Source organism: Isoptericola chiayiensis, from assembly GCF_013149805.1.
GTDB classification, from domain to species: Bacteria; Actinomycetota; Actinomycetes; order Actinomycetales; family Cellulomonadaceae; genus Isoptericola; species Isoptericola chiayiensis.
On the sequence record NZ_JABEZT010000005.1, the window covers coordinates 80,511 to 104,257 of the forward strand.

A 23,747-nucleotide genomic window follows, 5' to 3' on the forward strand; every position below is an offset into this window, starting at 1 on the left:
ACAATCCTTTCCACAGACAAAGATCACTGACCAGCAGCGATGCACGCGGTGACGAAACTCACCGGCAGCGCCGCCGCTCTCGCGCGCGACGTCGACACCCCTCCACACTGGCACCATGGCCATCACCTCCGCGCCCGCAGGCCTCCTCCTGACCCCCGGGGCCGGCGCCGACCGCGACCACCCGACGCTGCGCTCCGTCGAGGACCGCCTGGCCCGGCACGACCCGCCGCTGCCCGTCACCCGCGTCGACTTCCCCTACCGCATCGCCGGCAAGCGCGCCCCCGACCGCCCGAACGTCGCCGTCCCCCACGTGCGCGCCGAGGCCGAGACGTTCGCCGGACGCGTCGGCGTCACGACCGACCGCCTCCTGCTCGGCGGCCGGTCCTACGGCGGACGCATGTGCTCGATGGCGGTGGCCGACGGACTGCCCGCCGCCGGGCTCGTCCTGCTCAGCTACCCGCTGCACCCGCCCGGCAAGCCCGAGAGGCTGCGCGTCGACCACTTCGGGGCCCTGGACGTCCCCGTGCTGTTCGTCAGCGGCGACCGCGACCCGTTCGGCAGCCCCGACGAGCTCGCCGCGCACACCGCGGCGATCCCCGGACCGGTCACGCGCATCACCCTGCCCGGGACCCACGACGTCAAGGACCTCGACGCGATCTCCGACGCCGTCGCCACCTGGATCGACGGCCTCTGAACCGGCCCCGCCCCGACCGCGGGTGAACTCCTGGACCACGCACCGCCGTCGTGCCCGGTTCGCCTACCATGTGCACCGACCTGCCGAGCGCGCCGCCCGACGACGGAAGGCCCCACCCGTGCCCGCACCCCGTGCCGTCCGAGCCGTGCTCGCCGGTGCCCTGGGCACGGGGCTCGCCCTGGCCGCGGTGCCGGCCGCCGCGGACGACGACGACCTGACCGTCACCGTCGACGGCGTCTCCTACCACGACCGGGACCGCGACCGCGGCGACTGGGACACGGTCGGCTACTCGATCCGCAGCCTCGAGGGCTGGGACTACGAGTGGCTCCAGGAGCCCCTGCCCCGCGGCCGGTCCGGGAACGTGCGGTTCAGCGCGGCATGGTCGACCATGCCGGACGGCTACTGCGTGGTCTACGTCCGCGTGCCGGGCGTCGGGGACTGGGACGAGGAGTCCGGCGGCAGCCGCTGCACGCCGGCGCCCGCACCGACGTCGTCGGCACCCGCACCCTCCACGTCGGCTCCGGCCGAACCCACCGCCACCTCCGAGCCGGAACCCGAGCCCGAGCCCGCACCGGAGACCACGGCGCCGTCGCAGCCCGCACCCGAGCCGACCTCGCCGAGCCCTGAGGCCCCGCCATCGCCCTCACCGTCCCCGAGCCCCTCCTCGGCGACGCCCACGCCGTCCGGCTCCCCCACCGCGAGCTCCGCGGCACCGGTCACCCCGACGCCGGAACCGTCGCCGAGCCCGTCGTCCGCAGCCCCCGCCGTCGCGGCCGGCGCCGCCGCGGAGAGCACCGGCAACGCCGAGGACACCGCCCTGCGCGGGCAGATGTGGGCCGTCATCGGGTTCGGGCTCGCGGCCGTCGGCGTCGCCGTGGGGGGCGTCGTGGCCTGGCGCGGACGACACGGCGGCTGAGGTCCGTCGTCGTCCCCGACGCCCGCCGACCCCGGCTAGCGTCCGCCGGCCGGCGCCGCCGGGTAGTCGGCCGGACGCTTGCCCAGCTCGATCGCGATCTCCCGGCGCGTCGCCAGCACGTCGGCACGCTCGGCATCCCGCTGCCGCAGCGCGTCCTGCTGCAGCTCGCTCGAGAGGTGGTCCCAGTAGAGCGTGCCGTCCAGGTGCTGGCACTCGTGGATGAAAGCGCGGGCCAGGAACCCGGTGCCGTGCAGCTCCACCGGGCCGCCGTGCAGGTCGACGCCCCGCACCGTCGCCGCCTCCCGCCGCGCCAGCGGTTCGTACGCGCCCGGTACCGACAGGCAGCCCTCGTCCTCGGTCACGAGCTCGGCCGACGTGTCGACCGTCAGCTCGGGGTTGACCACGTGGCCGACGTGCCGGTCCCCACGGTCGTCGGTGACGTCGTAGACGAACACCCGCAGGTCCACCCCCACCTGAGGGGCCGCCAGGCCGACCCCCTGGGCCACGTCCATCGTGGCGAACAGGTCGTCCACCAGCCGCGCGAGCTCCGGTGTGGAGAACCGCTCCACCGTCCGCGCCGGGGTGTGCAGCACCGGCTCGCCGATCTCCGTGATGCGCAGCGCGCGGCCCCGCACCGACTCCGGCGCCTGCGCCGGGTACGGGTCGACGGCGTCCCCCAGCAGATAGGTGGTGGGCCGCCGTCGGCCGAACGTCCAAGGCATGCCCGGCAGCCTACCGGGGCCGGTACATTGCCACCCATGCGCGCGCTGTGGACATACCTGGGGATCTCGTTCGGCGTCTCCTGGCTGGTGGCCCTGCCGCTCTGGCTCGGCGACGGCATCGACGAGCCCCTGCTGCCCGTCCTGGCCGTCGCCATGATGTTCACCCCGGCGCTGGCCGCGCTCGTGGTGGTGCGGTTCGTCGAGCGACGTCCGCTCGCCCGGGCCCTCGGCCTGACGCCCGTGCGCCCGTGGGGCCGCTTCCTCGGCTGGCTGGGCATCGCGCTCGTCGTGCCCGTCGCCCTGGTCGCGGTGGCGCTGCCCGTCGCCTCGGTGCTCGGCCTCTACGAGGCGGACCTGGTCGAGTTCTCCGGGTTCCGCGAGACGCTCGACGCCCAGCTCGCGGCCGTCGGCGGGGCGCCGCTCGACATCCCCGTGCAGGTGCTCGTGATCGCCCAGCTCGCGAGCATCGTCCTCGGTGCCGTGATCAACACCGTGCCCGCCCTCGGCGAGGAGATCGGCTGGCGAGGCTGGCTGCTGCCCACGCTCGTCGACCGCTACGGCACCGCGGCCGCCGTCGTCGTCTCCGGACTGATCTGGGGGCTGTGGCACGCACCCCTGGTGCTGCTCGGCTACAACTACCCCGACGCGTCGCCGCTGCTCGCGCTGGTGATGATGGTCGGGTTCTGCACCGTCGTCGGGGCCGTCTTCTCGTGGCTGCGGATCCGCAGCGGCAACGTCTGGGCACCGGCCCTCGCGCACGGCGCGCTCAACGCGGCCGCCGGGATGCACCTGCTGTTCGTCGCCGCCGGCACCACCGTGGACACCACGCACGCCACGATCCTGGGCTGGAGCGGATGGATCGTGCCGCTGGCGCTGGTCGCGGTGCTCGCCGCGACAGGACAGTTCCGCGCGCGGCAGCCGGAGCCGACGGCAACGCCCTGACGCCCGCATCGCGCCGGGCGGCCCCAGCCTCGTCGCCGCGGCCTCTCCGACCAGCGGCCAGAGCCGCGACTCAGTGCCGGAACGACTCCGTGTGGCTCGGGTCGTGCGGCAGGCGGGTCTCCAGGCTCTCGAGGAACTCCGTGGACCGGGCCAGGTCCGCGAGGAACAGCTCGGCCATGTCGCGCGACAGCCCGTTGCGGACCACGACCCGCAGTCCCGACACGTCGGTGAGGTTCTCCGGCAGCGTGTACGCCGGGACCTGCCACCCGCGCTCCCGCATCTTCGCCGAGACGTCGTAGACCGTGTAGTTCGACACCTCGGGCTTCAGCCGGAAGAAGAACACCGGCAGCTCTGACCCGTCGGACAGCAGCTCGTAGGGCCCCATCTGCGCGATCGAGCCCGACAGGTACGTCGCCGTGTCCCGGCAGGCCTGCTGGATCTCCCGGTAGCCCTCCCGACCCAGCCGGACGAGGTTGTAGTACTGGGCGATCACCTGCGCACCCGGGCGGGAGAAGTTGAGCGCGAACGTCGGCATGTCCCCGCCGAGGTAGTTCACGTGGAACACGAGATCCTCGGGCAGGTCCTCCGGGGTGCGCCAGACGATCCATCCCACCCCCGGGTACACCAGCCCGTACTTGTGCCCCGAGGCGTTGATCGACCGCACCCGCGGCACCCGGAAGTCCCACCGCAGGTCCGGGTCGATGAACGGAGCGACGAACCCTCCCGACGCCGCGTCGACGTGGACCGGGACGTCCGGACCTCCCGAGGCGGCGAGCTCGTCCAACGCCGACGCGATGGCCTCCACCGGCTCGTACGACCCGTCGAACGTGGACCCCAGGATGGCGACCACGCCGATGGTGTTCTCGTCCACCAGCTTCAGCGCCTCCTCCGCGTTCAGCTGGAGCCGACCCTCCTCGATCGGCGCGTACCGCGGCTCCACGTCCCAGTACCGGCAGAACTTCTCCCACACGACCTGCACGTTGATCCCCATGACCAGGTTCGGGCGGTCCGTCGGCTCCCCCGCCGCCCGGCGCCGCTCGCGCCACCGCCACTTCAGCGCCAGACCGCCGAGCATCACCGCCTCGCTCGAACCCGTCGTCGACGTGCCCGTCGCGTTCTCGCCGTCGGGAGCGTTCCACAGGTCCGAGATCATCCGCACGCACCGGCCCTCGATCTCGGCCGTCTGCGGGTACTCGTCCTTGTCGATCATGTTCTTGTCGGACGTCTCCGCGAACAGCAGCCTCGCCTCGTGGTCCATGTACGTCGTCACGAACGTGGCCAGGTTCTGGCGCGAGTTCCCGTCGAGCATCAGCTCGTCGTGGATCATGCTGTAGGCGACCGACGGGTCCATCCCGTCGTCCGGGACGGTCTCGGAGGGCATGCCGTGCGTCGCCCGCGGGCGCGCGTAGAGCGGGGCGATCGCGAGCCGCTCGAAGTCCAGGAAGGTCGGGGTGTCCGACGAGTGCAGTGCCATGGCACCCACGATGCGTCGAGGCGCCGTTGCTCGCACCGTGCGCACGGGAACGACGAAGGCCCGGAACCAGAGAGGTTCCGGGCCTGTCGCACGCTGAGCCGCCTGTCGGAATCGAACCGACGACCTGTTCATTACGAGTGAACCGCTCTACCGACTGAGCTAAGGCGGCGAGCCCCTGCACGTACCGACCGACGTCGACCACGTTCAACGGGCGCGCCTACAGTACCCGACCTCGTGCCGGACCTCCAAAAGGATCCCGCGCTCCGCCGTCGTCGGATCCGTCACAGCGAATGCCGCGCTACCTCGCCGAGAAGTTGCCTACCTCGCGGCGGGTTTGCCTACCCCGCGGGAACGTTGCCTACCTCGCGGGAGGTTGGCCCACCGCGGAGGGTCAGCAGGTGAGGCCGTCCTCCGGCACGGTGCCCTCGACGAGGTAGTCCTCGACGGCGCCGGCGATGCAGTCGTTCGACCGGCCGTAGGCGGTGTGCCCCTCGCCCTCGTAGGTGACCAGGACGCCGGACTCGAGGGTGTCGGCCATGCCCTCGGACCACACGTACGGCGTGGCCGGGTCGTTCGTGGTGCCGATGACCACGATCGGCGGGGCACCGGGGGCCGCGACGTCGTACTCCTGCTCGACCTCCGGGTACGGCCAGGACGCGCAGGCGAGGCCGCCGTAGGTGAAGAACGTGCCCATGGTCGGCGCCGCCTCCTCGATCTCGGCGGCCTGGGCGCGCATCTCGTCGACGTCGTCGCTGCTGCGGCTGTCCAGGCAGTTCACGGCGCTGAACGCCTCGGTCGAGTTCGTCGAGAAGGAGCCGTCGGCGTTGCGGTCGTTGTAGAAGTCGGCGAGGTACAGCAGCGTGTCACCGGTGCCGGCGTTGATCGCCTCGTCGAGCGCCTGGGTCAGGATCGGCCAGTTCTGCTCGGCGTACAGGGTCACCGCGACGCCGTAGAACGCCAGCGACTGGGTCACCTCACGCTCGCCACTGGTCGGGTACGGGCGGTCATAGGCGGCATCCAGCACGCCGCGCACCTGCTGCATGCCCTCGTCCACCGAGCCCGTCAGCGGGCAGTCCTGCCCCGCCTGGCAGTCGGTGACGTACGCGCGCAGGGCGTTCTCGAACCCGACGGCCTGCCCCTCGGACATCTCGCCGTCGTCCAGCGTCGGGTCGATCGCGCCGTCCAGCACGAGCCGACCCGCCCGGTCCGGGAACAGCCCCGCGTACGTGGCACCCAGGCTCGTGCCGTAGGAGAAGCCCAGGTAGTGCAGCTGGGAGTCGCCGAGGGCGGCGCGCAGCATGTCCAGGTCCTTGGCGGCGCTCTGCGTGTCGACCTCGCCGAGCAGCTCACCGGTGTTCTCGCCGCACGCCTCCGCCCAGGCGGCGCTCGACCGCCGCGCGTCCTCCAGCCCCTGCTCGGTCGACAGGTCGAAGTCCTCGGCGAGGTACTCGTTCTTCTCCGCGTCGCCGTAGCACTCCACCGCCGAGGAGTCCTCGACGCCGCGCGGGTCGAAGCCCACGACGTCGAACGACTCCCGCAACGGCTCGCCGTACGTCTCGACGGCGGACTCGAGGTAGTCGACGCCGGACCCGCCCGGCCCGCCGGGGTTGACCAGCAGCGAGCCGACCTTCTCGCCGGACGCGCGGCTGCGCATCAGCGCCAGCTCGATGCTGCCGGCCTCGGGGTCGCCCCACGACAGCGGGGCGGTCGCCGTGGCGCACTCGAACCCGCTGCGGCAGGTCTCCCACTCCAGGTCCTGCCCGTAGAACTCCTCGAAACCCTCGGGAGCGCTCTCGGCACCCGTCGCCGCACCCGTGGCGTCCTCGACGGGCGTCGCCGACTTCTCCGGCACCTGGGCCGTGCAGGCCGCCAGCAGCGCGACGGCCGCCACCACGGCACCCAGCCGCTGTGCGGTCGAGCGGGCAGACGGACGTCGCGAAGATCCAGCGGGTGAAATCACCAGGCCAACCTACCGGCCCGGGCGGCGCCGTCGGTGCACTCTTCACCGAACCTTCTCCGTGGGCCCGGAGGTTCCGTGCTCAACCCTGCGGCCGCAGCGCCACCGTCATCGCTTCCAGCGCCAGCAGCGGCGCCACGTTGCCCTCGAGACGCTCGCGAGCCTGCCCGACGGCGTCCATGCGCCGCACCGTCTGCTCCGGCGTCGAGTCCCGCGCCAGGGCGCGCACCGTCCCGGCGTGCTCGCTGTTGACCAGCTCGACGTCGGCGCCGAGCTGGACCACCAGCACGTCGCGGTACAGCGACAGCAGGTCGACCATCGACCGGTCGAGCACGTCGCGCTGGCGTCGCGTGGCGCGGCGCTTCTGGTCGTCCTCGAGCTGCTTGAGCTGGGAGCGCAGCTTGGGCGGGAGGGTCTCGCCCTCGGCGACGCCGAGGGCGCGCAGCAGCTCGGCCTTCTCGGCGGCGTCGCGCTCCACGGTGGCCGCGGCCGCCTCCGCCTTGGCGACGTCGACCAGCTCGGCGGCGGCGAGCACCGCGTCGGGGACGCCCCGGACGCGGCGGGCGACGTCCAGCACCTCCGCACGGCGGGCGCGGGCCTCCGGGTCGCGGGCGAGCCGACGGGCCAGCCCGACGTGGGACTGCGCGGCGCGGGCGGCCTGCAGCGCGACGTCGGGCTCGACGTCGTCGCGGCGCACCAGCAGGTCGGCGACGGCGTCGGGCGGCGGGACGCGCAGCACGACGCCGCGGCACCGGGACCGGATGGTGGGCAGCACGTCCTGCACGGACGGGGCGCAGAGCACCCAGACGGTGTGCGGCGGCGGCTCCTCGACGGCCTTCAGCAGCACGTTGGTGGTGCGCTCCGCCATGCGGTCGGCGTCCTCGACGAGGATGACCCGGTAGCGCCCGACGGAGGGGGTGCGCGCGGCGGTGGCGATCAGGTCGCGCACCTCGCGGATCTGGATGACGACCTTCTCGGTGGCCACGACGGTCAGGTCCGGGTGGGTGCCGGCGAGCGTGGTGCGGCACGCCTGGCACCGACCGCACCCGCGCACGCCGTCCGGAGCCCCGCCGCCGGTGCACTGCAGCGCCGCGGCGAACGCGCGCGCCGCGACCGAACGACCGGACCCCGGCGGACCGGTCAGCAGCCATGCGTGGGTCATCGCGGCCGGGTCGGCGGCGGCCCGTTGCAGCACACCGACGGCCTCGGGCTGCCCGACGACGTCGTCCCAGACGCTCACGAGGCCCCCTCGCCGGCGACGAGTCCCGGCGTCAGACCCAGCCGGGAGGCGAGGTCGACCCGGATCTGCGACTGGACGTCGTCGACCGCGCCGGAGCCGTCCAGGACGAGCCAGCGACCCGGCGCGGCGGCGGCGCGGCGCAGGAACGCGTCCCGGGTGCGCCGGTGGAACTCGTCGCCGGCCCGTTCCAGACGGTCGGGGTCACCGGTGCGGCGCGACGCTGCCACGGCGGGATCGACGTCGAGCAGCACGGTGACGTCCGGCAGCAGCCCTCCGGTGCCCCACAGCGACAGCCCCTCGACGTCGGCCTCGGCCAGCTCGCGACCGCCGGCCTGGTAGGCCACGGACGAGTCGAGGTAGCGGTCGGTGATGACGACGGCACCGCGTTCCAGCGCGGGACGCACGAGCGTGGCGACGTGGTGCGCGCGGTCGGCGGCGTACAGCAGCGCCTCGGCCCGCGGGTCGACGTGCTCGCCGTGCTGGACCAGCCGCCGGATCTCGCGGCCGAGCGCGGTGCCGCCCGGCTCCCGGGTCAGGACGACCTCCCGGCCGGTGATCTCCTCGAGCCACGCGCCGAGCAGCCGCGCCTGGGTCGACTTGCCGGCGCCGTCGCCGCCCTCGAACGACACGAAGTACCCGGGTGCGCTGCTCACGCGCCACACCCTAGCCGGGGGTGCCCACACGGGCGGGACCTGGCGGGGTTGTGGAGTTCGTCGCATCGGCGCCGACCACCGCGCGCCGGGTCCCGAGACGGGCCAGGATGGGAGGTACCACCAGCGAAGGAGGCCACGATGACCGGGCAGGCGACCATCACGACGCTGACGACCGAGGAGTGCTGGGAGGTGCTCGCCGACCGTCCCGTGGGACGCCTGGCGACCGCCGCGGGCGGCGATCCGGAGATCTTCCCGGTGTCGTTCGGCGTGGCCGACGGGCACGTGTACTTCGTGACGAAGCCGGGCAGCAAGCTCGTCGAGCTCGTGGTGAACTCCCGGGTCGCGTTCGAGGCGGACGAGTGGACCGAGCAGGCCGCCGTGAGCGTGGTCGTCAAGGGCACCGCCGAGATGCTCGAGACCGATGCCGACCTGGCGCAGGCCGAGGCGATCGGCATCATCCCGTTCGTCGACGACGGCAAGAACGTCTGGGTGCGCATCACGCCGTCCGAGGTGACCGGCCGCCGCCTGACCCGCTGAGCGGAGCAGGGCCGACGGCGCCCGGTCACCGCGCCGTCACTCGCCCGGGTAGACGACCCCGAGCGTGGCGCGCACGTCGTCGAGCATGCCCATGACCTCGAGCGTGTCCGACCAGGGCATCCGCGGGCTCTCGGTGAGCCCCGCCGTCACGCAGCGCGCGACCTCGGCGGCCTCGTAGGCCTTGCCCTCCTCCGCCGGGGACGTGAACGACCAGCGGGTGCCGTCGTCGCGCACCACCTCGAAGCCCGTGGGGGTGAAGAACCCGCCGGGCATCTCGATGTGGCCCCGGGTGCCGATGATCCGCGCTCCCGCGACGCCCGGGACGCGTGACGAGGTGTGCAGCACGGCCTGCGCGCCGGAGTCGTAGCCGAAGATCATGCTGACGTGGTCGTCGACGCCGGTGGGGGCATGGGTGCCGTGCGCCAGCACGGTGTCGGGCGCCCCGAGCAGGTCGTGGACCAGCGTGATCGGGTAGATGCCGAGGTCGAGCAGGGCGCCGCCGGCGAGCTCCGGGGCGAACAGCCGGTGGGTGGGGTCGTACTCCTTCTGGATCGCGAACTCGGCGATCACGGTGCGCACCTCGCCGATCTCGCCGCGGGCGATCGCCCCGCGGATCGCCGCGATGTGCGGCAGGAACCGGGTCCAGACGGCCTCCATGCAGAACACCCCGGCGTCGCGGGCGGCGTCGAGCAGTGTGCGGGACTCGGCGACGGACCGGGTCAAGGGCTTCTCGACGAGCACGTGCTTGCCCGCCTCGATCGCCAGCAGCGTGTGCTCCAGGTGGTGCGAGTGCGGAGTGGCGACGTAGACGACGTCCACCTCGTCGTCGGCGACCAGGTCCTCGTAGGACCCGTGCGCCCGCGCTCCGGGCGCGTGGGCGTCGGCGAACTCCTGGGCCTTCGCCACCGAGCGGGAGCCGACGGCGGTCACCCGCGCGGCGGTGCGGTCGCGCACCCCGTCGGAGAACGAGCCGGCGATGTTCCCGGCACCGATGACGCCCCAGCGGATCGCGGGGGCGGCGAGCAGGTCGGGCACCGTGGCGCCCAGGTCGGCGGAGGTCAGGCGTGCGGCGTAGTCGGACGGGTCGACGGCGGCGGTGGGGTCGGTCATAGCCCCACCGTATCCGCGCGGTCGCTGTGGGCGGCGGCGATGACCGCCGCGGACGCCGCCCGGACCCGCTCGAGCTCGTCGAGCTCGAGGCCCGACGCCGCGACGACCTTCCCCGGCACCTCGACGGCTGCCCGGCGCAGGTCGGTGCCGGCGTCGGTGAGGTGCACCTCGACGACGCGACCGTCGCTGCGCGAGCGCTGCCGCGCCAGCAGGCCGTGCTCCTCCAGCCGCCGCAGCAGCGGGGAGAGCGTGCCGGGGTCGAGGAGGAGGCGGTCGGCGAGGTCGGTGGCCGTCGTCGTCCGGCCCGCCCCCGCGTCCTCCCACAGGCCGAGCATGACCAGATACTGGGGGTGGGTGAGGCCGAGCGGCTCGAGCACCGGTCGGTACAGCGCGACCATCGCGCGCGCCGCGGCCGACAACGCGAAGCAGACCTGCGCCTCGAGCGCCAGGGGATCCTCGGGACGGTCCATGGGCCCAGGGTAGGCGTGCCGGGCCCGCGCAGATATAGTTGGCCTACCAATCATTGGTCCGCCAAGGAGTGATCGTGGGACTGTTCCGTCGCCGCCCCGGAGACGACCGCACGTGGGGCATGCGGTTCACCGAGACGTTCCTGCCGATCTTCGGCCCGGCGTCGATCCGCCGGACGCCGCCCGTGCCCCCGACCGCCGAGGACCTGGCCCGCGAGGCGCGCCTGCGCGGCACCTACGAACGCGTCACCGGACCCGACGGCCACAGCTACGTCGTCGAGCGCCGGGACGACTGACCCGCCGCCCCGGGCGCCGCGGCTACTTCTTGGCCGTCGACTTCTTGGCGGGGGCCTTCTTCTTGGCGGGCGCCTTGCGCTTCTTCGGACCCTGGGCCCGCTTCTCGGCGAGCAGCTCGATCGCCCGCTCGGCGGTGATCGACTCCGGCGTGGCGTCGCGTGGCAGCGTGCGGTTGGTCTCGCCGTCGGTCACGTACGGCCCGAACCGGCCGTCCTTGACCACGATCGGCTTGCCCGAGTTCGGGTCGTCGCCGAGCTCCCTCAGCGGCGGCGCCGCGGCGGCCCGGCCGCGACGCTTGGGCTGGGCGTAGATCGCCAGGGCCTCGTCGAGCGTCAGGGTGAAGAGCTGCTCCTCGGACTCCAGCGAGCGCGAGTCGGTGCCCTTCTTCAGGTAGGGCCCGTAACGGCCGTTCTGGGCGGTGATCTCGTCGCCCGACTCCGGGTCCGTGCCGACCACGCGCGGCAGCGACAGGATCTTCAGGGCGTCCTCGAGCGTCACGGTGTCCAGCGCCATCGACTTCAGCAGCGAACCCGTGCGGGGCTTGGGCTGGGCGGCCTTCGCCTTCTTCTTCGCGGCGGCCGACAGGTCCGGGTCGATCTCCGGCAGGTCCAGCTTCTCGGTGACGAACGGGCCGAACCGGCCGTTCTTCGCCACGATCTCGTTCCCCGAGTCCGGGTCGACGCCGAGCACGCGGCCGTCGTCGGCCCCGGCGGCGAGCAGCTCGCGCGCCTTGGCGACGGTGAGCTCGTCGGGCGCGATGTCCTCGGGGACCGAGGTACGCGGCGCCTTGCCCTCCTTGTCGGGCTCGGCGTTCAGGTCCTCCAGGTAGGGGCCGTAGCGCCCGACCCGCACCCGGATGCCCTCGCCGATCTCGACGGAGTTGATCGCCACGGGATCGATCTCGCCGAGGTCGGCCACCAGGTCGCGCAGACCCCAGCCCTCCGAGTCGCCCGAGCCGTCACCGAAGTAGAACCGCGTCAGCCAGCCGACCCGCTCCCGCTCACCGGCGGCGATCTGGTCGAGGTCCGCCTCCATCTCGGCCGTGAAGTCGTAGTCGATCAGCCACGTGAAGTGCTCCTCGAGCAGCCGCACGACGGCGAACGCCAACCAGGTGGGCACCATGGCCTGGCCCTTGGTGCGCACGTAGCCGCGGTCCTGGACCGTGGAGATCGTCGCGGCGTACGTGGACGGGCGGCCGATGCCGCGCTCCTCCAGCGCCTTGACCAGCGACGCCTCGGTGTACCGGGCGGGCGGCGAGGTGCTGTGCCCGTCCGCGGCCAGGTCCGTGCCGGCCAGCGCGTCGCCCTCGGCCATGCGCGGCAGGCGCGTCTCCTTGGGCCCGGACGGGGCGGCGCCCCCGCCCTCCGGCGTCTCGACGTCCTTGGACTCCTCGTACGCGGCGAGGAACCCGCGGAACGTGATCACGGTGCCGGACGCCGAGAAGACGGCGTCGGACCCGGCGTGGTCCCCCGCCGCGGAGCCGAGCGTCGCGCCGAGGCGCACGGACGCCGTCGACCCCTTCGCGTCGGCCATCTGGGAGGCCACGGTGCGCTTCCAGATGAGCTCGTACAGCTTGAACTGGTCGCCCGAGATCTCGCCGGCCACCTGGGCGGGCGTGCGGAACGAGTCTCCCGCGGGGCGGATCGCCTCGTGCGCCTCCTGGGCGCCCTTGTTCTTGGAGGCGTACATCCGCGCCGCACCGGGCACGTACTCGGCACCGTACAGCTCGGCGGCCTGCCGGCGCGCGGCGTCCGTGGCCTCGGCAGACAGCGCGGGCGAGTCGGTCCGCATGTAGGTGATGTAACCGTTCTCGTACAGCGCCTGCGCCGTGCGCATCGTGGCACGCGAGGCCATGCGCAGCTTGCGCGAGGCCTCCTGCTGCAGCGTCGAGGTGGTGAACGGTGCGGCCGGCTTGCGCGAGTACGGCTTGGTCTCCAGCGACCGCACCGCGAAGTCGGCGCCGTCCAGCCCGGCGACGACGGCGGTCGCCGCCGCCTCGTCGAGGTGCGCGACGCCGGTGCGCACCTTGAGGCGGCCGAGGTCGTCGAAGTCGCGGCCGGCGGCGACGCGGTCCCCGCCCAGACCGGTGAGGCGTGCGGAGAACAACTGGCCGGCGTCGTCCCCGGCGGTGGGAGCGAACGACCCGGTGACGTCCCAGTAGTCGGCGGGCACGAACGCCATGCGCTCACGCTCCCGCTCGACGACGAGCCGCGTCGCGACGGACTGCACACGCCCCGCGGACAGCCCCTGGCGGACCTTGCGCCACAGCACCGGGGACACCTCGTAGCCGTAGAGGCGGTCGAGGATGCGGCGGGTCTCCTGGGCGTCGACGAGGTCCTGGTCGAGCTCGCGGGTGTTCTCCAGGGCGCGGGTGATGGCCTCGCGGGTGATCTCGTGGAACACCATGCGGTGCACCGGCACCTTGGGCTTGAGCGCCTCGATGAGGTGCCAGGCGATGGCCTCGCCCTCGCGGTCCTCGTCGGTGGCGAGGAAGAGCTCGTCGGCGCCCTTGAGCGCGGACTTCAGCTCGCGCACCTTGGATTTCTTGTCGGCGTAGACCTCGTAGTAGGGGTCGAACCCGTTGTCGACGTCGACCGCGAACTTCTTGTACGGCCCCTTCTTCATCTCCGCCGGCAGGTCCGAAGGCTGCGGGAGGTCGCGGATGTGGCCCACGCTGGCCTCGACGACGTAGTCGTCGCCGAGGTAGCCCTGGATCTTGCGAGCCTTGGTCGGGGACTCGACGATCACGAGCTTGCGGGCCTGAGGCATCCGTTCCTGCTTTCCGAGGGTTCTCCGGGGTGCGGCGTCGTGCGTCGTGCGGCGGCGGCCGCGGTCCGGCGGGGCGCCGGGTCCTGACACGGTACGACACGGACGACGACGGCGGCACTCTACCGAGCAGTGCCGCCGCCGTCGCGCCCGTCCGCCGAGATCGACGTACCCGTATCGAGATCGACGTACGGTGCGTCGATCTCGATACGGGTACGTCGATCTCGGCGGGAGGCGAGTCGGGGTCAGCCCCGGGGCTCCCAGGGGCCGTGCGGGTCGCCGGGCTCCTGGTTGCGGGTCCACCACTGCGCGGCGTACGTCACGTCGTCGTGCACGACGACGTCACCGGCGGTGAAGATCCGCGACGACGTCCAGACGGCGGTGCCGTCGTCGGCGGTCGCGATCTCCTGCCACGGGCCCCACTGCGAGGCACCCGGCTCCTGGCCACGGGTCCACCAGGTGGCCTCGAAGACGCGGCCGTCGAGGGAGACCCGGTCTCCGGCGTCGTACGCCGTCGAGCCCGACCAGGCGGGCGGCGGCGTGTCCCCGACCCGCTCGAGGACGAACCCGTCGACCGTGCCCCACGCGCCACCGACCAGCTCGAACGACGCCGTGACCGTCGCCGTGCCGTCGCTGCCGACGGTGACCGCACCGGTGGTCGCGGTGTCCCACGCCTGCCAGCCGGCCAGGGCGAGCGGCGCCTCGGCCGAGCCCGCCGCGGACTCCAGCCGCAGCACCCGCACGTCGGAGTCCGCCCCGTCGCCGCCCTGTGTGGTGGCGGAGACGCGGTACTCCCCCGCCGGCAGCCCGGTGATGGTCTGCGAGACGCTGAACGCGTAGTCCTCGCCGGCCCAGAACTTCACCGAGCGGTCCTGGTCGGCGGAGTCGGCGGTCTCCTCGACGGCCGCACCGGTCCCGGTGATCGTCCACGCCTCGCCCCAGGCCTCGAAGCTCGGGTCGGTCAGGTAGTTCTTCACCTGGACCAGCACGGTGAGCCCGACGTCGAGGCCGGCGTCGGTGACCCCGGCGACGTCGTACGCCCCGACCGCCCCGATCGCCGCGACGTCGTCGGCGTCCCACGTGACGGCCTGGGACTCGACCGACCCGTCGTTGTACGCGACGTCGACGGCGGCGGGCAGCTCGACCGGCTCGCCCTCGACGAGCCGCACCTCGGCAGGCGTGACCCCGGTGACCTCGCGCGGCGCGACGGCGCCGGTGCGCACGTAGGAGAAGACGTTCAGCGACTCCAGCGGCCGGCCGTCGTAGGAGAACAGCGCCTGGTTCTCCCAGGACGACCCCCCGTACCACTGGCCGGCGTCCTCCGGGTCGTACTCCCCGGCGAAGCTGGTGGCCCAGCCCGAGCCGTGCTCCTCCCAGAGCTGCTGGTTGGTCTCCCACTCCTCGGGCGGTCCGACGGGCAGCCAGGCCGGCTCCCAGTAGTAGACGCCGGTCCCGGCCTCGCCCACGGCGGCGACGGCGGCGACGACGTCCCGCACCTCGGTCGCCTGCCCCTGCACGCTGGTGGGGTACTGCGGGTAGTCCGTCTGGATGGTGTTGGTGTGGCCGTCGCCGTCGGCGAGCGTCCGGGCCCAGGAGGTCTCGGCGACCATGACGTCCTTGCCGTAGCTGTCGGCGACGTCGTCGAGCACGGCCGTGAGGTTGTCCAGTGACCCGTGCCAGTACGGGTAGTAGCTGGACGCGAAGACGTCGTAGTCCACGCCGTGGGTGTCGAGCTGGGCGGCGTACCCGGCGTAGCGCCCGGCGGTCTCGGGGTTGGTGAAGTGCACGGCCACGCGGGCCTCGGGGAGGACGTCGCGCACGGCCGCGCTCCCGGCGGAGAACATCCGGGCGCGGTCGGCCCAAGCGGACACCCCGGCGACGGCGTTGTTGGTCTCGTTGCCGACCTGGACGGTCTCGACGTCGACACCGGCGTCCCGGAAGGCGGTCAGCGCGTCGGTGGTGAAGTCGCCGACCGCGGCGACCTTGCCGTCGACGTCGAGGTCCTGCCAGGCCTTGGGGGCGTGCTGCTTGGCGGGGTCGGCCCAGAAGTCGGAGTAGTGGAGGTCGACGAGCACGCCGAGGCCGGCGGCCGTGGCGCGCTGCCCGATCTCGACGGCGCGGGGCACGTCGGTGTTGCCGCCGCCGTAGCCGTTGCCGTCGGCGTCCCACGGGTCGTTCCAGACGCGGACGCGTACGTCGGTGACGCCGGCGTCGGCGAGCACGTCGAACAGGTCGGCGGGCTCGCCGGAGGCGTCGCGGAAGACGACGCCGGACTCCTCCAGGGACAGCACCGAGGAGACGTCGACGCCCAGGTCGAAGTCCTCGGCCAGACCCTCGACCTGCTCGACGGTGATGCCGGCCTCGACGGGGCCGCCGGCGGCCGGGCCGTCGACTCCCGGGTCGACGGCGTCGGCGGCGGTGGCCGTGGGCGTCACCAGGACGCTCCCGGCCAGCACCACCCCTGTGACCGCTCCCAGTGTGCGGCGCGCAGAACCCGCGCGCGATGCGCTGTGCATGGCATTCCTCTCGATCGACGGTGATCAGGACGGGCAGGGTCCGCGGGACGGCGGCGGCGCCGACGTCCCGCGGACCGCTCAGCCCTTGACGGACCCGGCGGTCAGGCCGCCCACGATGTACTTCTGCAGGAACAGGAAGAGCAGCAGCACCGGAAGGCTCGCGATGACGGCGCCGGCGGTGAACAGGCCCCAGTTGGCGTTGAGCTGGTCGGACACCCAGCCGTACATGCCCACCGCGAGGGTCCAGTTGGACTCCGACGTCAGGATGATGCGCGACAGGATGAAGTCGCCGAACGTCGCGACGAAGGTCAGCAGCGCCACCGTGGCCAGGATCGGCGTGACCAGCCGCACGATGATCGTCCAGTACGTCTGGGCGTGCGTGGCGCCGTCGATCTTCGCGGCCTCGTCGAGCTCGCGTGGCACCGTGTTGAAGAACCCGTACATGAGGAACGTGTTCGACCCGAGGGCCCCGCCCAGGTAGACGCAGATCAGCGCCAGCGTGGAGTTCAGCCCGAGCTGCGGGACCACGTCGCCGAGGGTGAGCAGCAGCAGGAAGATCGCGATGAACGCCAGCATCTGCGGGAACATCTGGATGATCAGCAGCGTCCCGAGGGTCAGCCGGCGTCCGGTGAACCGGAACCGGCTGAACGCGTAGGCCGCCGCGGCGCCCATGAGCACGGCGCCGACCACGACGCTCAGCGCGATCACCATGGAGTTGGCCGCCCACTGCCAGAACTGGGTGCTGCTCAACGCCGCGTAGTTCTCGCCCGAGAACTCCTGGAAGAGCTGCGTGCTGCCCGTCAGCGTCCCGGACGAGGCGAACGACGCCGAGAGCACGTACGCCAGCGGGAACGCCGCGTAGAACACGACGAGCGCGGCGAGCGGGTACTTCCAGCCCACCTCGGCCCACCAGCGACGACGGCGGGTGCGCGCGCGGGAGGCGTCGGGGACCACGGTGCGTCCCTGGTCGGTGGACGTCGACATCACAGGACCTCCTCGAGCTTGCGGGTGCGGCGGAAGGCGACGGCGGAGATCCCGCCGACCACCAGGAAGACCAGGATCGACAGCGCGCTGGCGAGGCCGTAGTCGGCGCTGCCGCCCTGCACCCCGGAGATCTGGTAGATCATCGTGATGAGGATGTCGGTGTGCCCCAGCGGCGCCGAGGTGTCGGTGAACCGTGGCCCGCCGCCGGTGAGCATGTAGACGATGACGAAGTTGTTGAAGGTGAACGCGAAGCTCGAGATGAGCAGCGGCGTCGTCGAGATCAGCAGCAGCGGGAGCTGGATGGCGCGGAAGTGCCGCCACGGGCCGGCGCCGTCGATCCGGGCGGCCTCCGACAGCTCGCTGGGCAGCGACTGCTTCGCCCCGGTGCACACGAGGAAGAAGTACGGGAACGTCAGCCACAGGTTGACGCCGATGATCGCGACCTTCGCCAGGAACGGGTCGGTCAACCACTCGATGCGCTGCCCGAAGAAGAACAGGCTGTTGATGATCCCGTAGTCGGGGTTCGAGTTGAGCATGCCGCGCCACAGCAGCGCGGACAGGAACACCGGGAACGCGTACGGCAGGATGAACAGGGTGCGCATCACGGCCCGGCCGCGCAGCCGCTTGTCGTCGAACAGCAGCGCGATCGCCAGCCCGAGCAGGAAGCTCAGACCCACCGACAGGAAGGCGAACGCGAACGTCCACGCGGTGATCTTCCAGAACGGACCGGAGTAGTCGTCGTCGGTGAACGCCTTGGTGAAGTTGTCGAACCCGACGCCCACGCGCCAGCCGACCGGGAGCGTCGAGCCGTCCTCGGCGACGAACTGCCCGGTCTCGCCGTCGGCCGTGTAGACCGTGCCGGTGGTGGTGTCCGTCATCGTCCCCGCCTCGGGGTCCCAGTCCAGGGAGGAGGCGTAGACGGTGGCGCGGGTGCCCTCGCGGGTGCGGTAGGAGCCGGAGTCGGCGTCGTCCGACGTCGGCACCCGCAGCTCCAGGACGTCCTCCTGCAGCGCGGGGTCGGCGAGCAGCGTCGGCAGGTCGACCGCCTCGAACCCGTCCAGCGACGTCACCACCTGGCCGTCGACGACGGCGTCGTCGGCCGGGGCCAGCGGTTCGTCCGCCGTGCCGACCAGGACCTGCCCGGAGTCGTCGACGACGGCGAATCCCAGGTCCTCGCCGTCGCGCACGATGGTCAGGGGGTAGGTGGGGGCGCCGTCGACGGGGCGCTCGTTCTGGATGAGCAGCGCCTCGACGGCCTGCTCCTGGGTGCTGTTGTGGCCGGTGCCGTAGTTCGTGGTGGCCACGTACAGCGTGTAGGCCATGGTGAAGACCTGGAAGAGGAGCAGGAACACCAGGCCGGGGTAGAGGTACTTGCCGGCGATCCGGCGCCGGGAGAAGTAGACGACGTCGGCGACCACGACGAGCGCGAGCGACGCGACGAGCACGCCCCACTGATCGACGTCCCAGGCGGACCAGGCGACGTAGAGGCCGATCGCGTTGACGGCCGCCATGAGCACGAGCTTCACGGCGAAGCCCCAGCCGGTGCCCTCCCAGGCACGGGCGTGCGAGTCCCGCACGGGAGCCGCGGTGGTGTCGGTCGACATCGATCCTCCGGAGGGGGCCGGCGGCGGGGTGCCGTCGTGCCGGGTCGGGGTGGGGCGGGCGGAGGCACCGAGGTGGTCAGGTGCCCCCGCCCGGATCAGGGGACGGTCAGCCGTTCAGCGTCGCGTCGAGGTCGGCGAGCATCTTGTCCCACGCGGCCTCCGGCTCGGCGTCACCGGCGATGAGGGCGGCCTCGGCGGCGTTCCAGTGGTCCCACACGTCGCCCATCTCGGGGATGGACGGCATCGGGGCGCCGTTCTGGGAGGCGGCGAGGAAGCCGGCGACGATCGGGTCCTCGGCCACGGCCTCGGCGGTCGCGGTGAGGGCCGGGATGCGCGGGTCGGCGTCGTACATGGCCTGCATCGCCTCGGGGGTGGCCATGTAGTTGGTCAGGAAGCTCGTGGCGAGCAGCTTGTTCTCGCTCTGGGCCGACAGGTAGAAGCCCTGGACGCCGACGAACGGCGCGGCGGTCTCGTCCCCGGCGGCCGGGACCGGCTCGACGGCGACGTCGATGCCGGCGTCGGTGTAGGTCGGGATGGCCCACGGGCCGGCGACCGTGTACGGCGCGTTGCCGTCGGCGAACTCCTGGTTGGCGATGTCGTAGGTCCAGTCGGTGCTGAGCAGGCCCTCGCCGCCCTGGCCGTTCTCCGCGAGCCACTCGGCGTAGGCGTAGCCGCCGTCGCCGCCCATGCCGATCTCGGTCGTGTACGACCCGTCGGCGTTCTGCTCGAACACCGGCGCACCGAACGACGTCTGGAACGCGTAGTAGGTGTAGGCATCGCCGTCGGCGCCGGCGGTGTTGATGACGAACGGCAGGTCGGCACCGGTCTCCTCGCCGGCGGCGATCATCTCGTCCCAGGTGGCCGGCACGGGGTCCGGCGCGAGCTCGGTGTTGCGGATGAGCGCGACGGTCTCCTGGGCGTAGGGCAGGCCGTAGAGCTGGCCGTCGTAGGTCATCGCCTCGATGGCGACGTCCTCGAACTCGTCGACGGTGGCGCCGAGGTCGACGGTGTCGACGACGCCGTTGACGATGAGCGAGCCCAGCCAGTCGTGGGCGCCGATGGTCAGGTCGGGGCCCTCGCCAGTGGGGACCTGGGCGAGGAAGTCCGCACGGATGTCCTCGAAGTTCTTGGTCACGACCTCGACCTCGGCGCCGGTCTCGGCGGTGAAGGTCTCGGCGGCGGTCTCGATCGCCTCGGCGCGCTCCTCGTCGGACCAGATGACGAGGTTGCCCGAGGCCTCGGGGGCGGCCGACTCCTCGGCCGCCGCGGTGTCCTCGGTGGTCTCCGCGGGCTCGGTCTCGCCCCCGCCGCAGGCGGCGAGGAGGGAGACCGCCGCGACGGCGGCGACCGACAGGGTGGTCTTGCGCATGGTTCTTCCTTCCGGACGGGGCCGCGATGCCTTCCGGGCGTGGTTCGCGACACTGCGACCTGAGCGGCGCTCAGGATTCTGATCGAGCGGTTCCCTGCCCGACGGCGTCGGGAGGGGGTGCGGGACGGTCAGGGGGTCGGGTCACCTCCGACGACGGCGGCGGCCGGCTCGTCCCGCGGGGCGGGCGTCGTCCGCACGACGGCGACACCACCGGCGGGCACGGTGAGCTGCGGGGCGGCGTCGGCGCCGGTCAGCAGCTCGGTCCCGGTGACGCCGGGGAGCGTCGCCGAGGCGTCGGTGTGGTTGATCGCGACGACGTAGTCGGCCTCGTCGCCGTGGCGCACGACGACCTCGAGGTCCTCGGGCAGGTCGGACGGCGTCAGCCCGGCGTCGACGTAGGCGGCGCCGAGCACGGGGGCGAGGTCCGCGGTGCCGAGCGGGACGGACACGTACCAGGCCGTGCCGTCGCCGTGAGCGTGCCGGGTGACCGCGGGCTCCCCGGCGGCCGGGCCGTCGGCGTGCCGGGCGGCGACCTGCGCGGTCTCGACCGCGAGGTCCTCGGCCCAGTACGGCGCCGTCAGGTCCGCCGTCGCGCCGTCGTGCGTCCACTCCACCGCGACGGACTCCCCGGCGCGCAGCGGCAGGAACTCCTCGACGCGCAGGCCGAGCACCTCGCGCAGCGGCGCGGTGTACCCGCCGTGGTGCACGGCGTCGTGCTCGTCGACGACCGCCGCGAAGCAGGACACCACCAGCGTCCCGCCGGCCGCGACGTAGCGTGTCAGGTTCGCGGCGGAGCGGGCGGTCATCAGGTACGACGCCGGTGCCACGACCAGGCGGTAGCCGGACAGGTCCGCGTCGGGGTGGACGAAGTCGACGGTGAGGCCGTCGCGCCAGAGCCGCTCGTAGTAGGCGCGCACCCGCTCGCGGTGGCGCAGGTCGTCCGAGGGGCGCCACGGCAGGTCCTGGGCCCAGAACGACTCGGTGTCCCACAGGATCGCGACGTCGGCGCGCACGGTGGACCCCTGCAGCTCGGCGAGCGCGGCGACATCCTGGCCGAGCGCCACGACCTCGCGCCACACGCGCGAGTCGGTGCCGGCGTGGGGAAGCATCGCGGAGTGGAACTTCTCGGCGCCGAACCGGGAGGCCCGCCACTGGAAGAAGCCGACGACGTCGGCGCCGCGCGCGACGTGGGTCAGGGAGTTGCGGGCCATCTCCCCGGCGCGCTTGGCGACGTTGCGGCCCTGCCAGTTCACCGCGGAGGTGGAGTGCTCCATGAGGATCCACGGCGTGCCGTCGGCGACCGAACGTGTCAGGTCGGCGGCCAGGGACAGCCCGACGTGGCCGCGCGGGTCGGCCGCGGTGAGGTAGTGGTCGTTGGAGACGACGTCGACCTCGCGCGCCCAGGCCCACAGGTCCGTGGTGGGGCACTCGTTGGCCATGAAGTTGGTGGTGACCGGCTTGTCGGAGTGCTCGCGGATGGCGTCACGCTCGGCGACGAACAGCGAGCGGAGCTGGTGGTCGGTGAACCGGGCGTAGTCGAGCTGCTGCGCCTGGTTGACGGTGGCCGGCGTCGGGCCGGGGGCCTGGACGTGCTCCCACTCGCCGTACACCTGGCCCCAGAACAGGGTTCCCCAGGCGTCGTTGAGCGCGTCAAGGGTGCCGTACCGGTCCTGGAGCCAGGTGCGCCAGGCCGCGACCGCGGCGTCGGAGAAGTCCTCGCCGACGGGGGCGCCGTACTCGTTGTGCACGTGCCACATGACGACGGCGGGGTGGTCGGCGTAGCGCTCGGCGATGCGGCCGGCGATGGTGCGGGCCGCGGCGCGGTAGGCCGGGTGCGACGGCGAGCACGCGCCGCGCGAGCCCGGGCCCATCGGGACGCCGTCGCGGGTGACGACGCGGGCCTCGGGGTAGGTCGCGTAGAACCAGGCGGGCGGGGCGGCGGTGGGGGTGGCGAGGTCGACCATGATGCCGTGCGCGTGCAGCAGGTCGAGCAGCTCGTCCATCCAGGCGAAGTCGTACTCGCCCTCGCGCGGCTCGAGCATGGCCCAGGCGAAGATGCCGACGCTGACGAAGTTGACGCCGGCCTCGGCCATCAGCTCGACGTCGGTGTCCCAGGTCTCCCGGGGCCACTGCTCGGGGTTGTAGTCACCCCCGTAGCCGAGGGTGCGGCCGGTGGGCCAGGTGCCGGTGACGGCCATGGTGCTGCGTTGCCTCCTGCCGCGCCGCCATGGCGCGATCCGTACTGTGAACGGTCACAGCATAGCCCAGGGTTTCGTCCGCGTGACAAGAGGGATCAAGCGTCGTTACGCGACTGTGACCGCGCACGGTCACCGGAGGGAGATCAGCGAGGGCGTGCCGTCGCCTGCCGCAGCAGCAGGAGCAGCGCGAAGGTCACCGCGGTGGCCGCCACCGTCCCGAGGACGCCCACCGCATAGGCGGCGACGTCGTCGGACACCCCGACGTCCGCCCCCTCCAGGAGCCGTAGCCCCCCGGCACCCGCGAGCACCCCCGCCGCCGTCGCCGCGAGCAGCATCAGCCCGGCCACCACCGAGGACCCCGGCGTCGCGAAGGCGGTGCGCCGGGGCTCGCCCGACGGGAGCCGACGACGCCGCGGGGCCACGTCCAGAGAGCTCGCCGGCGTCGTGGCGCACACCAGCGCACCCCAGGCCAGCACCACCAGCAGGGCCGCCACCACGTCCGAGGGCCGGTGCCACTGGCCCACCAGCGTGGAGACGCCCGTCGCCCCGGTGTACGCGGCGCCCGCGAGCGCCACCACGGGGCGCCAGGCGCGCGGGGTGGCCAGCAGCAGCGCCACCGACACCGACGCCGCCACCGTCGTGTGGCCGGAGGGCAGCGTGTTGCCCGTGTTCCACACGCTGGGCATCAGGTCCGGACGCTCGAGGAGCTGGTGCTTGAGCACCTGGGTGGTCAGGTTGGCTCCCCCGACCAGCACGGCGACCTGCAGCGCGAGCACCCAGCGCCGCCGCACCAGGGCGACCGCCATCGCCACCCCGACGCCGAGCACCACGAACGACACCGAGACGACATCGAGCACCGGCTCGGCCACCTGCCACAGGCTGTCCTGCCCGTACAGCGCGCCGTCGCGGGCCAGCTCGTCGAGCCGCTGGCCGGGCACGGTCGTCACGAAGACGCGGTAGGTGGCCCACACGCCGAACGCCGCCACCAGGGCGACGAGGGCGGCCGTCACCTGGGCGCCGACGCGCACCTGCGGCCGCGGCGGGGCGGGGACGCGGGCGACGGGCACCGACGGCGCCGGTCGCTGCGGGGCGCCGGGCGGCACGGTCCGGGGGGCGGCAGGCTGCGGCGCGACCGCCGCAGGACCGGGCCCCGCGTCACCGGCAGCGGGTGTCGCGGCGGAGATCTCCCGGGTGTCGCCGTTCATGCAGGTCAGCGTAACCAGTTCGTGTGACGATCACGTGGACGGCCGGTGCGTTCCGGGGACGGGATCGCCGGGCCCGGCCCGGCCGACCCGCACCGC

General features: G+C 72.9%; 19 protein-coding genes and 1 tRNA gene. 5 read left to right on the forward strand and 15 right to left on the reverse strand.

Translation table 11 applies throughout. The features are described 5' to 3' along the window. Positions 1-115 precede the first annotated feature (115 nt). Together HDG68_RS10900 and HDG68_RS10905 are read left to right on the forward strand one after the other, a co-directional pair. Positions 116-694: an alpha/beta hydrolase family protein gene (locus tag HDG68_RS10900; protein ID WP_172152001.1), complete on the forward strand. Its 579-nt coding sequence runs from the start codon at positions 116-118 to the stop codon at positions 692-694. 118 nt (positions 695-812) lie between these two features. Continuing rightward, positions 813-1,610: a hypothetical protein gene (locus HDG68_RS10905; protein WP_172152003.1), complete on the forward strand. Its 798-nt coding sequence runs from the start codon at positions 813-815 to the stop codon at positions 1,608-1,610. Positions 1,611-1,645: 35 nt separating this feature from the next. On the opposite strand, the gene def is transcribed toward HDG68_RS10905, so the two are convergent. Further along, positions 1,646-2,332 carry a peptide deformylase gene (gene def, locus HDG68_RS10910; protein WP_172152005.1) on the reverse strand — a complete coding sequence of 229 codons (687 nt, stop codon included), beginning with the start codon at positions 2,330-2,332 and terminating at the stop codon, positions 1,646-1,648. Between the two features lie 36 nt (positions 2,333-2,368). Here def and HDG68_RS10915 point away from each other — a divergent pair, with 36 nt between their 5' ends. Beyond that, the gene (locus HDG68_RS10915; RefSeq protein ID WP_172152007.1) at positions 2,369-3,274 is read left to right on the forward strand and encodes a CPBP family intramembrane glutamic endopeptidase; all 906 of its coding nucleotides are present in this window, start codon (positions 2,369-2,371) and stop codon (positions 3,272-3,274) included. Positions 3,275-3,344: 70 nt separating this feature from the next. Here HDG68_RS10915 and gad read toward each other — a convergent pair whose 3' ends face one another. From gad to tmk, 5 genes are all read right to left on the reverse strand, one after another. Then, a complete protein-coding gene (gene gad, locus HDG68_RS10920) occupies positions 3,345-4,748 on the reverse strand; it encodes a glutamate decarboxylase (RefSeq protein WP_172152009.1) in 1,404 nt (467 codons plus the stop codon). A 96-nt stretch (positions 4,749-4,844) separates the two neighbouring features. After that, positions 4,845-4,917, reverse strand: a tRNA-Thr gene (locus HDG68_RS10925). Between the two features lie 222 nt (positions 4,918-5,139). Continuing rightward, positions 5,140-6,639, reverse strand: coding sequence for an alpha/beta hydrolase (locus tag HDG68_RS10930; RefSeq protein ID WP_343037539.1), 1,500 nt, complete (start codon positions 6,637-6,639; stop codon positions 5,140-5,142). 148 nt (positions 6,640-6,787) lie between these two features. Then, complete coding sequence (locus tag HDG68_RS10935; RefSeq protein ID WP_172152011.1) at positions 6,788-7,945, reverse strand: DNA polymerase III subunit delta'; 1,158 nt, start codon at positions 7,943-7,945, stop codon at positions 6,788-6,790. Continuing rightward, entirely contained in the window at positions 7,942-8,598 is a 657-nt protein-coding gene (tmk, locus tag HDG68_RS10940; protein ID WP_343037540.1) for a dTMP kinase, read from the reverse strand. Before tmk ends, HDG68_RS10935 begins: the two co-directional genes overlap by 4 nt. A 138-nt stretch (positions 8,599-8,736) precedes the next feature. Between tmk and HDG68_RS10945 the strand changes: the two genes are divergently transcribed. After that, positions 8,737-9,135 carry a pyridoxamine 5'-phosphate oxidase family protein gene (locus HDG68_RS10945; protein WP_172152015.1) on the forward strand — a complete coding sequence of 133 codons (399 nt, stop codon included), beginning with the start codon at positions 8,737-8,739 and terminating at the stop codon, positions 9,133-9,135. A gap of 36 nt (positions 9,136-9,171) precedes the next feature. Here HDG68_RS10945 and HDG68_RS10950 read toward each other — a convergent pair whose 3' ends face one another. Both HDG68_RS10950 and HDG68_RS10955 read right to left on the reverse strand, forming a co-directional pair. Next, positions 9,172-10,245, reverse strand: coding sequence for a Gfo/Idh/MocA family protein (locus tag HDG68_RS10950; RefSeq protein WP_172152017.1), 1,074 nt, complete (start codon positions 10,243-10,245; stop codon positions 9,172-9,174). After that, complete coding sequence (locus HDG68_RS10955; RefSeq protein WP_172152019.1) at positions 10,242-10,715, reverse strand: MarR family winged helix-turn-helix transcriptional regulator; 474 nt, start codon at positions 10,713-10,715, stop codon at positions 10,242-10,244. Before HDG68_RS10955 ends, HDG68_RS10950 begins: the two co-directional genes overlap by 4 nt. 74 nt (positions 10,716-10,789) lie before the next feature. Here HDG68_RS10955 and HDG68_RS10960 point away from each other — a divergent pair, with 74 nt between their 5' ends. Next, the gene (locus HDG68_RS10960) at positions 10,790-11,008 is read left to right on the forward strand and encodes a hypothetical protein (RefSeq protein WP_172152021.1); all 219 of its coding nucleotides are present in this window, start codon (positions 10,790-10,792) and stop codon (positions 11,006-11,008) included. Between the two features lie 22 nt (positions 11,009-11,030). Here the strand turns inward: HDG68_RS10960 and topA are convergent, their stop codons facing one another. From topA to HDG68_RS10995, 7 genes are all read right to left on the reverse strand, one after another. After that, positions 11,031-13,778 carry a type I DNA topoisomerase gene (gene topA / locus HDG68_RS10965; RefSeq protein WP_172152023.1) on the reverse strand — a complete coding sequence of 916 codons (2,748 nt, stop codon included), beginning with the start codon at positions 13,776-13,778 and terminating at the stop codon, positions 11,031-11,033. A gap of 242 nt (positions 13,779-14,020) precedes the next feature. Continuing rightward, on the reverse strand, positions 14,021-16,210 hold the full coding sequence (locus HDG68_RS10970) for a glycosyl hydrolase 53 family protein (protein WP_343037541.1): 2,190 nt from the start codon (positions 16,208-16,210) through the stop codon (positions 14,021-14,023). 159 nt (positions 16,211-16,369) lie between these two features. Next, a complete protein-coding gene (locus tag HDG68_RS10975; RefSeq protein WP_172152027.1) occupies positions 16,370-17,275 on the reverse strand; it encodes a sugar ABC transporter permease in 906 nt (301 codons plus the stop codon). Then, on the reverse strand, positions 17,275-18,879 hold the full coding sequence (locus HDG68_RS10980) for an ABC transporter permease subunit (protein ID WP_172152029.1): 1,605 nt from the start codon (positions 18,877-18,879) through the stop codon (positions 17,275-17,277). The genes HDG68_RS10975 and HDG68_RS10980 overlap by 1 nt, the downstream gene beginning before the upstream one ends. A 106-nt stretch (positions 18,880-18,985) precedes the next feature. Next, positions 18,986-20,248 (reverse strand): sugar ABC transporter substrate-binding protein, encoded by a 1,263-nt coding sequence (locus HDG68_RS10985; RefSeq protein ID WP_172152031.1) that lies wholly within the window; start codon positions 20,246-20,248, stop codon positions 18,986-18,988. Between the two features lie 128 nt (positions 20,249-20,376). Further along, positions 20,377-22,446 carry a beta-galactosidase gene (locus HDG68_RS10990; protein ID WP_172152034.1) on the reverse strand — a complete coding sequence of 690 codons (2,070 nt, stop codon included), beginning with the start codon at positions 22,444-22,446 and terminating at the stop codon, positions 20,377-20,379. Between the two features lie 143 nt (positions 22,447-22,589). Further along, entirely contained in the window at positions 22,590-23,651 is a 1,062-nt protein-coding gene (locus tag HDG68_RS10995) for a phosphatase PAP2 family protein (protein WP_172152036.1), read from the reverse strand. Between the last annotated feature and the right edge of the window lie 96 nt (positions 23,652-23,747).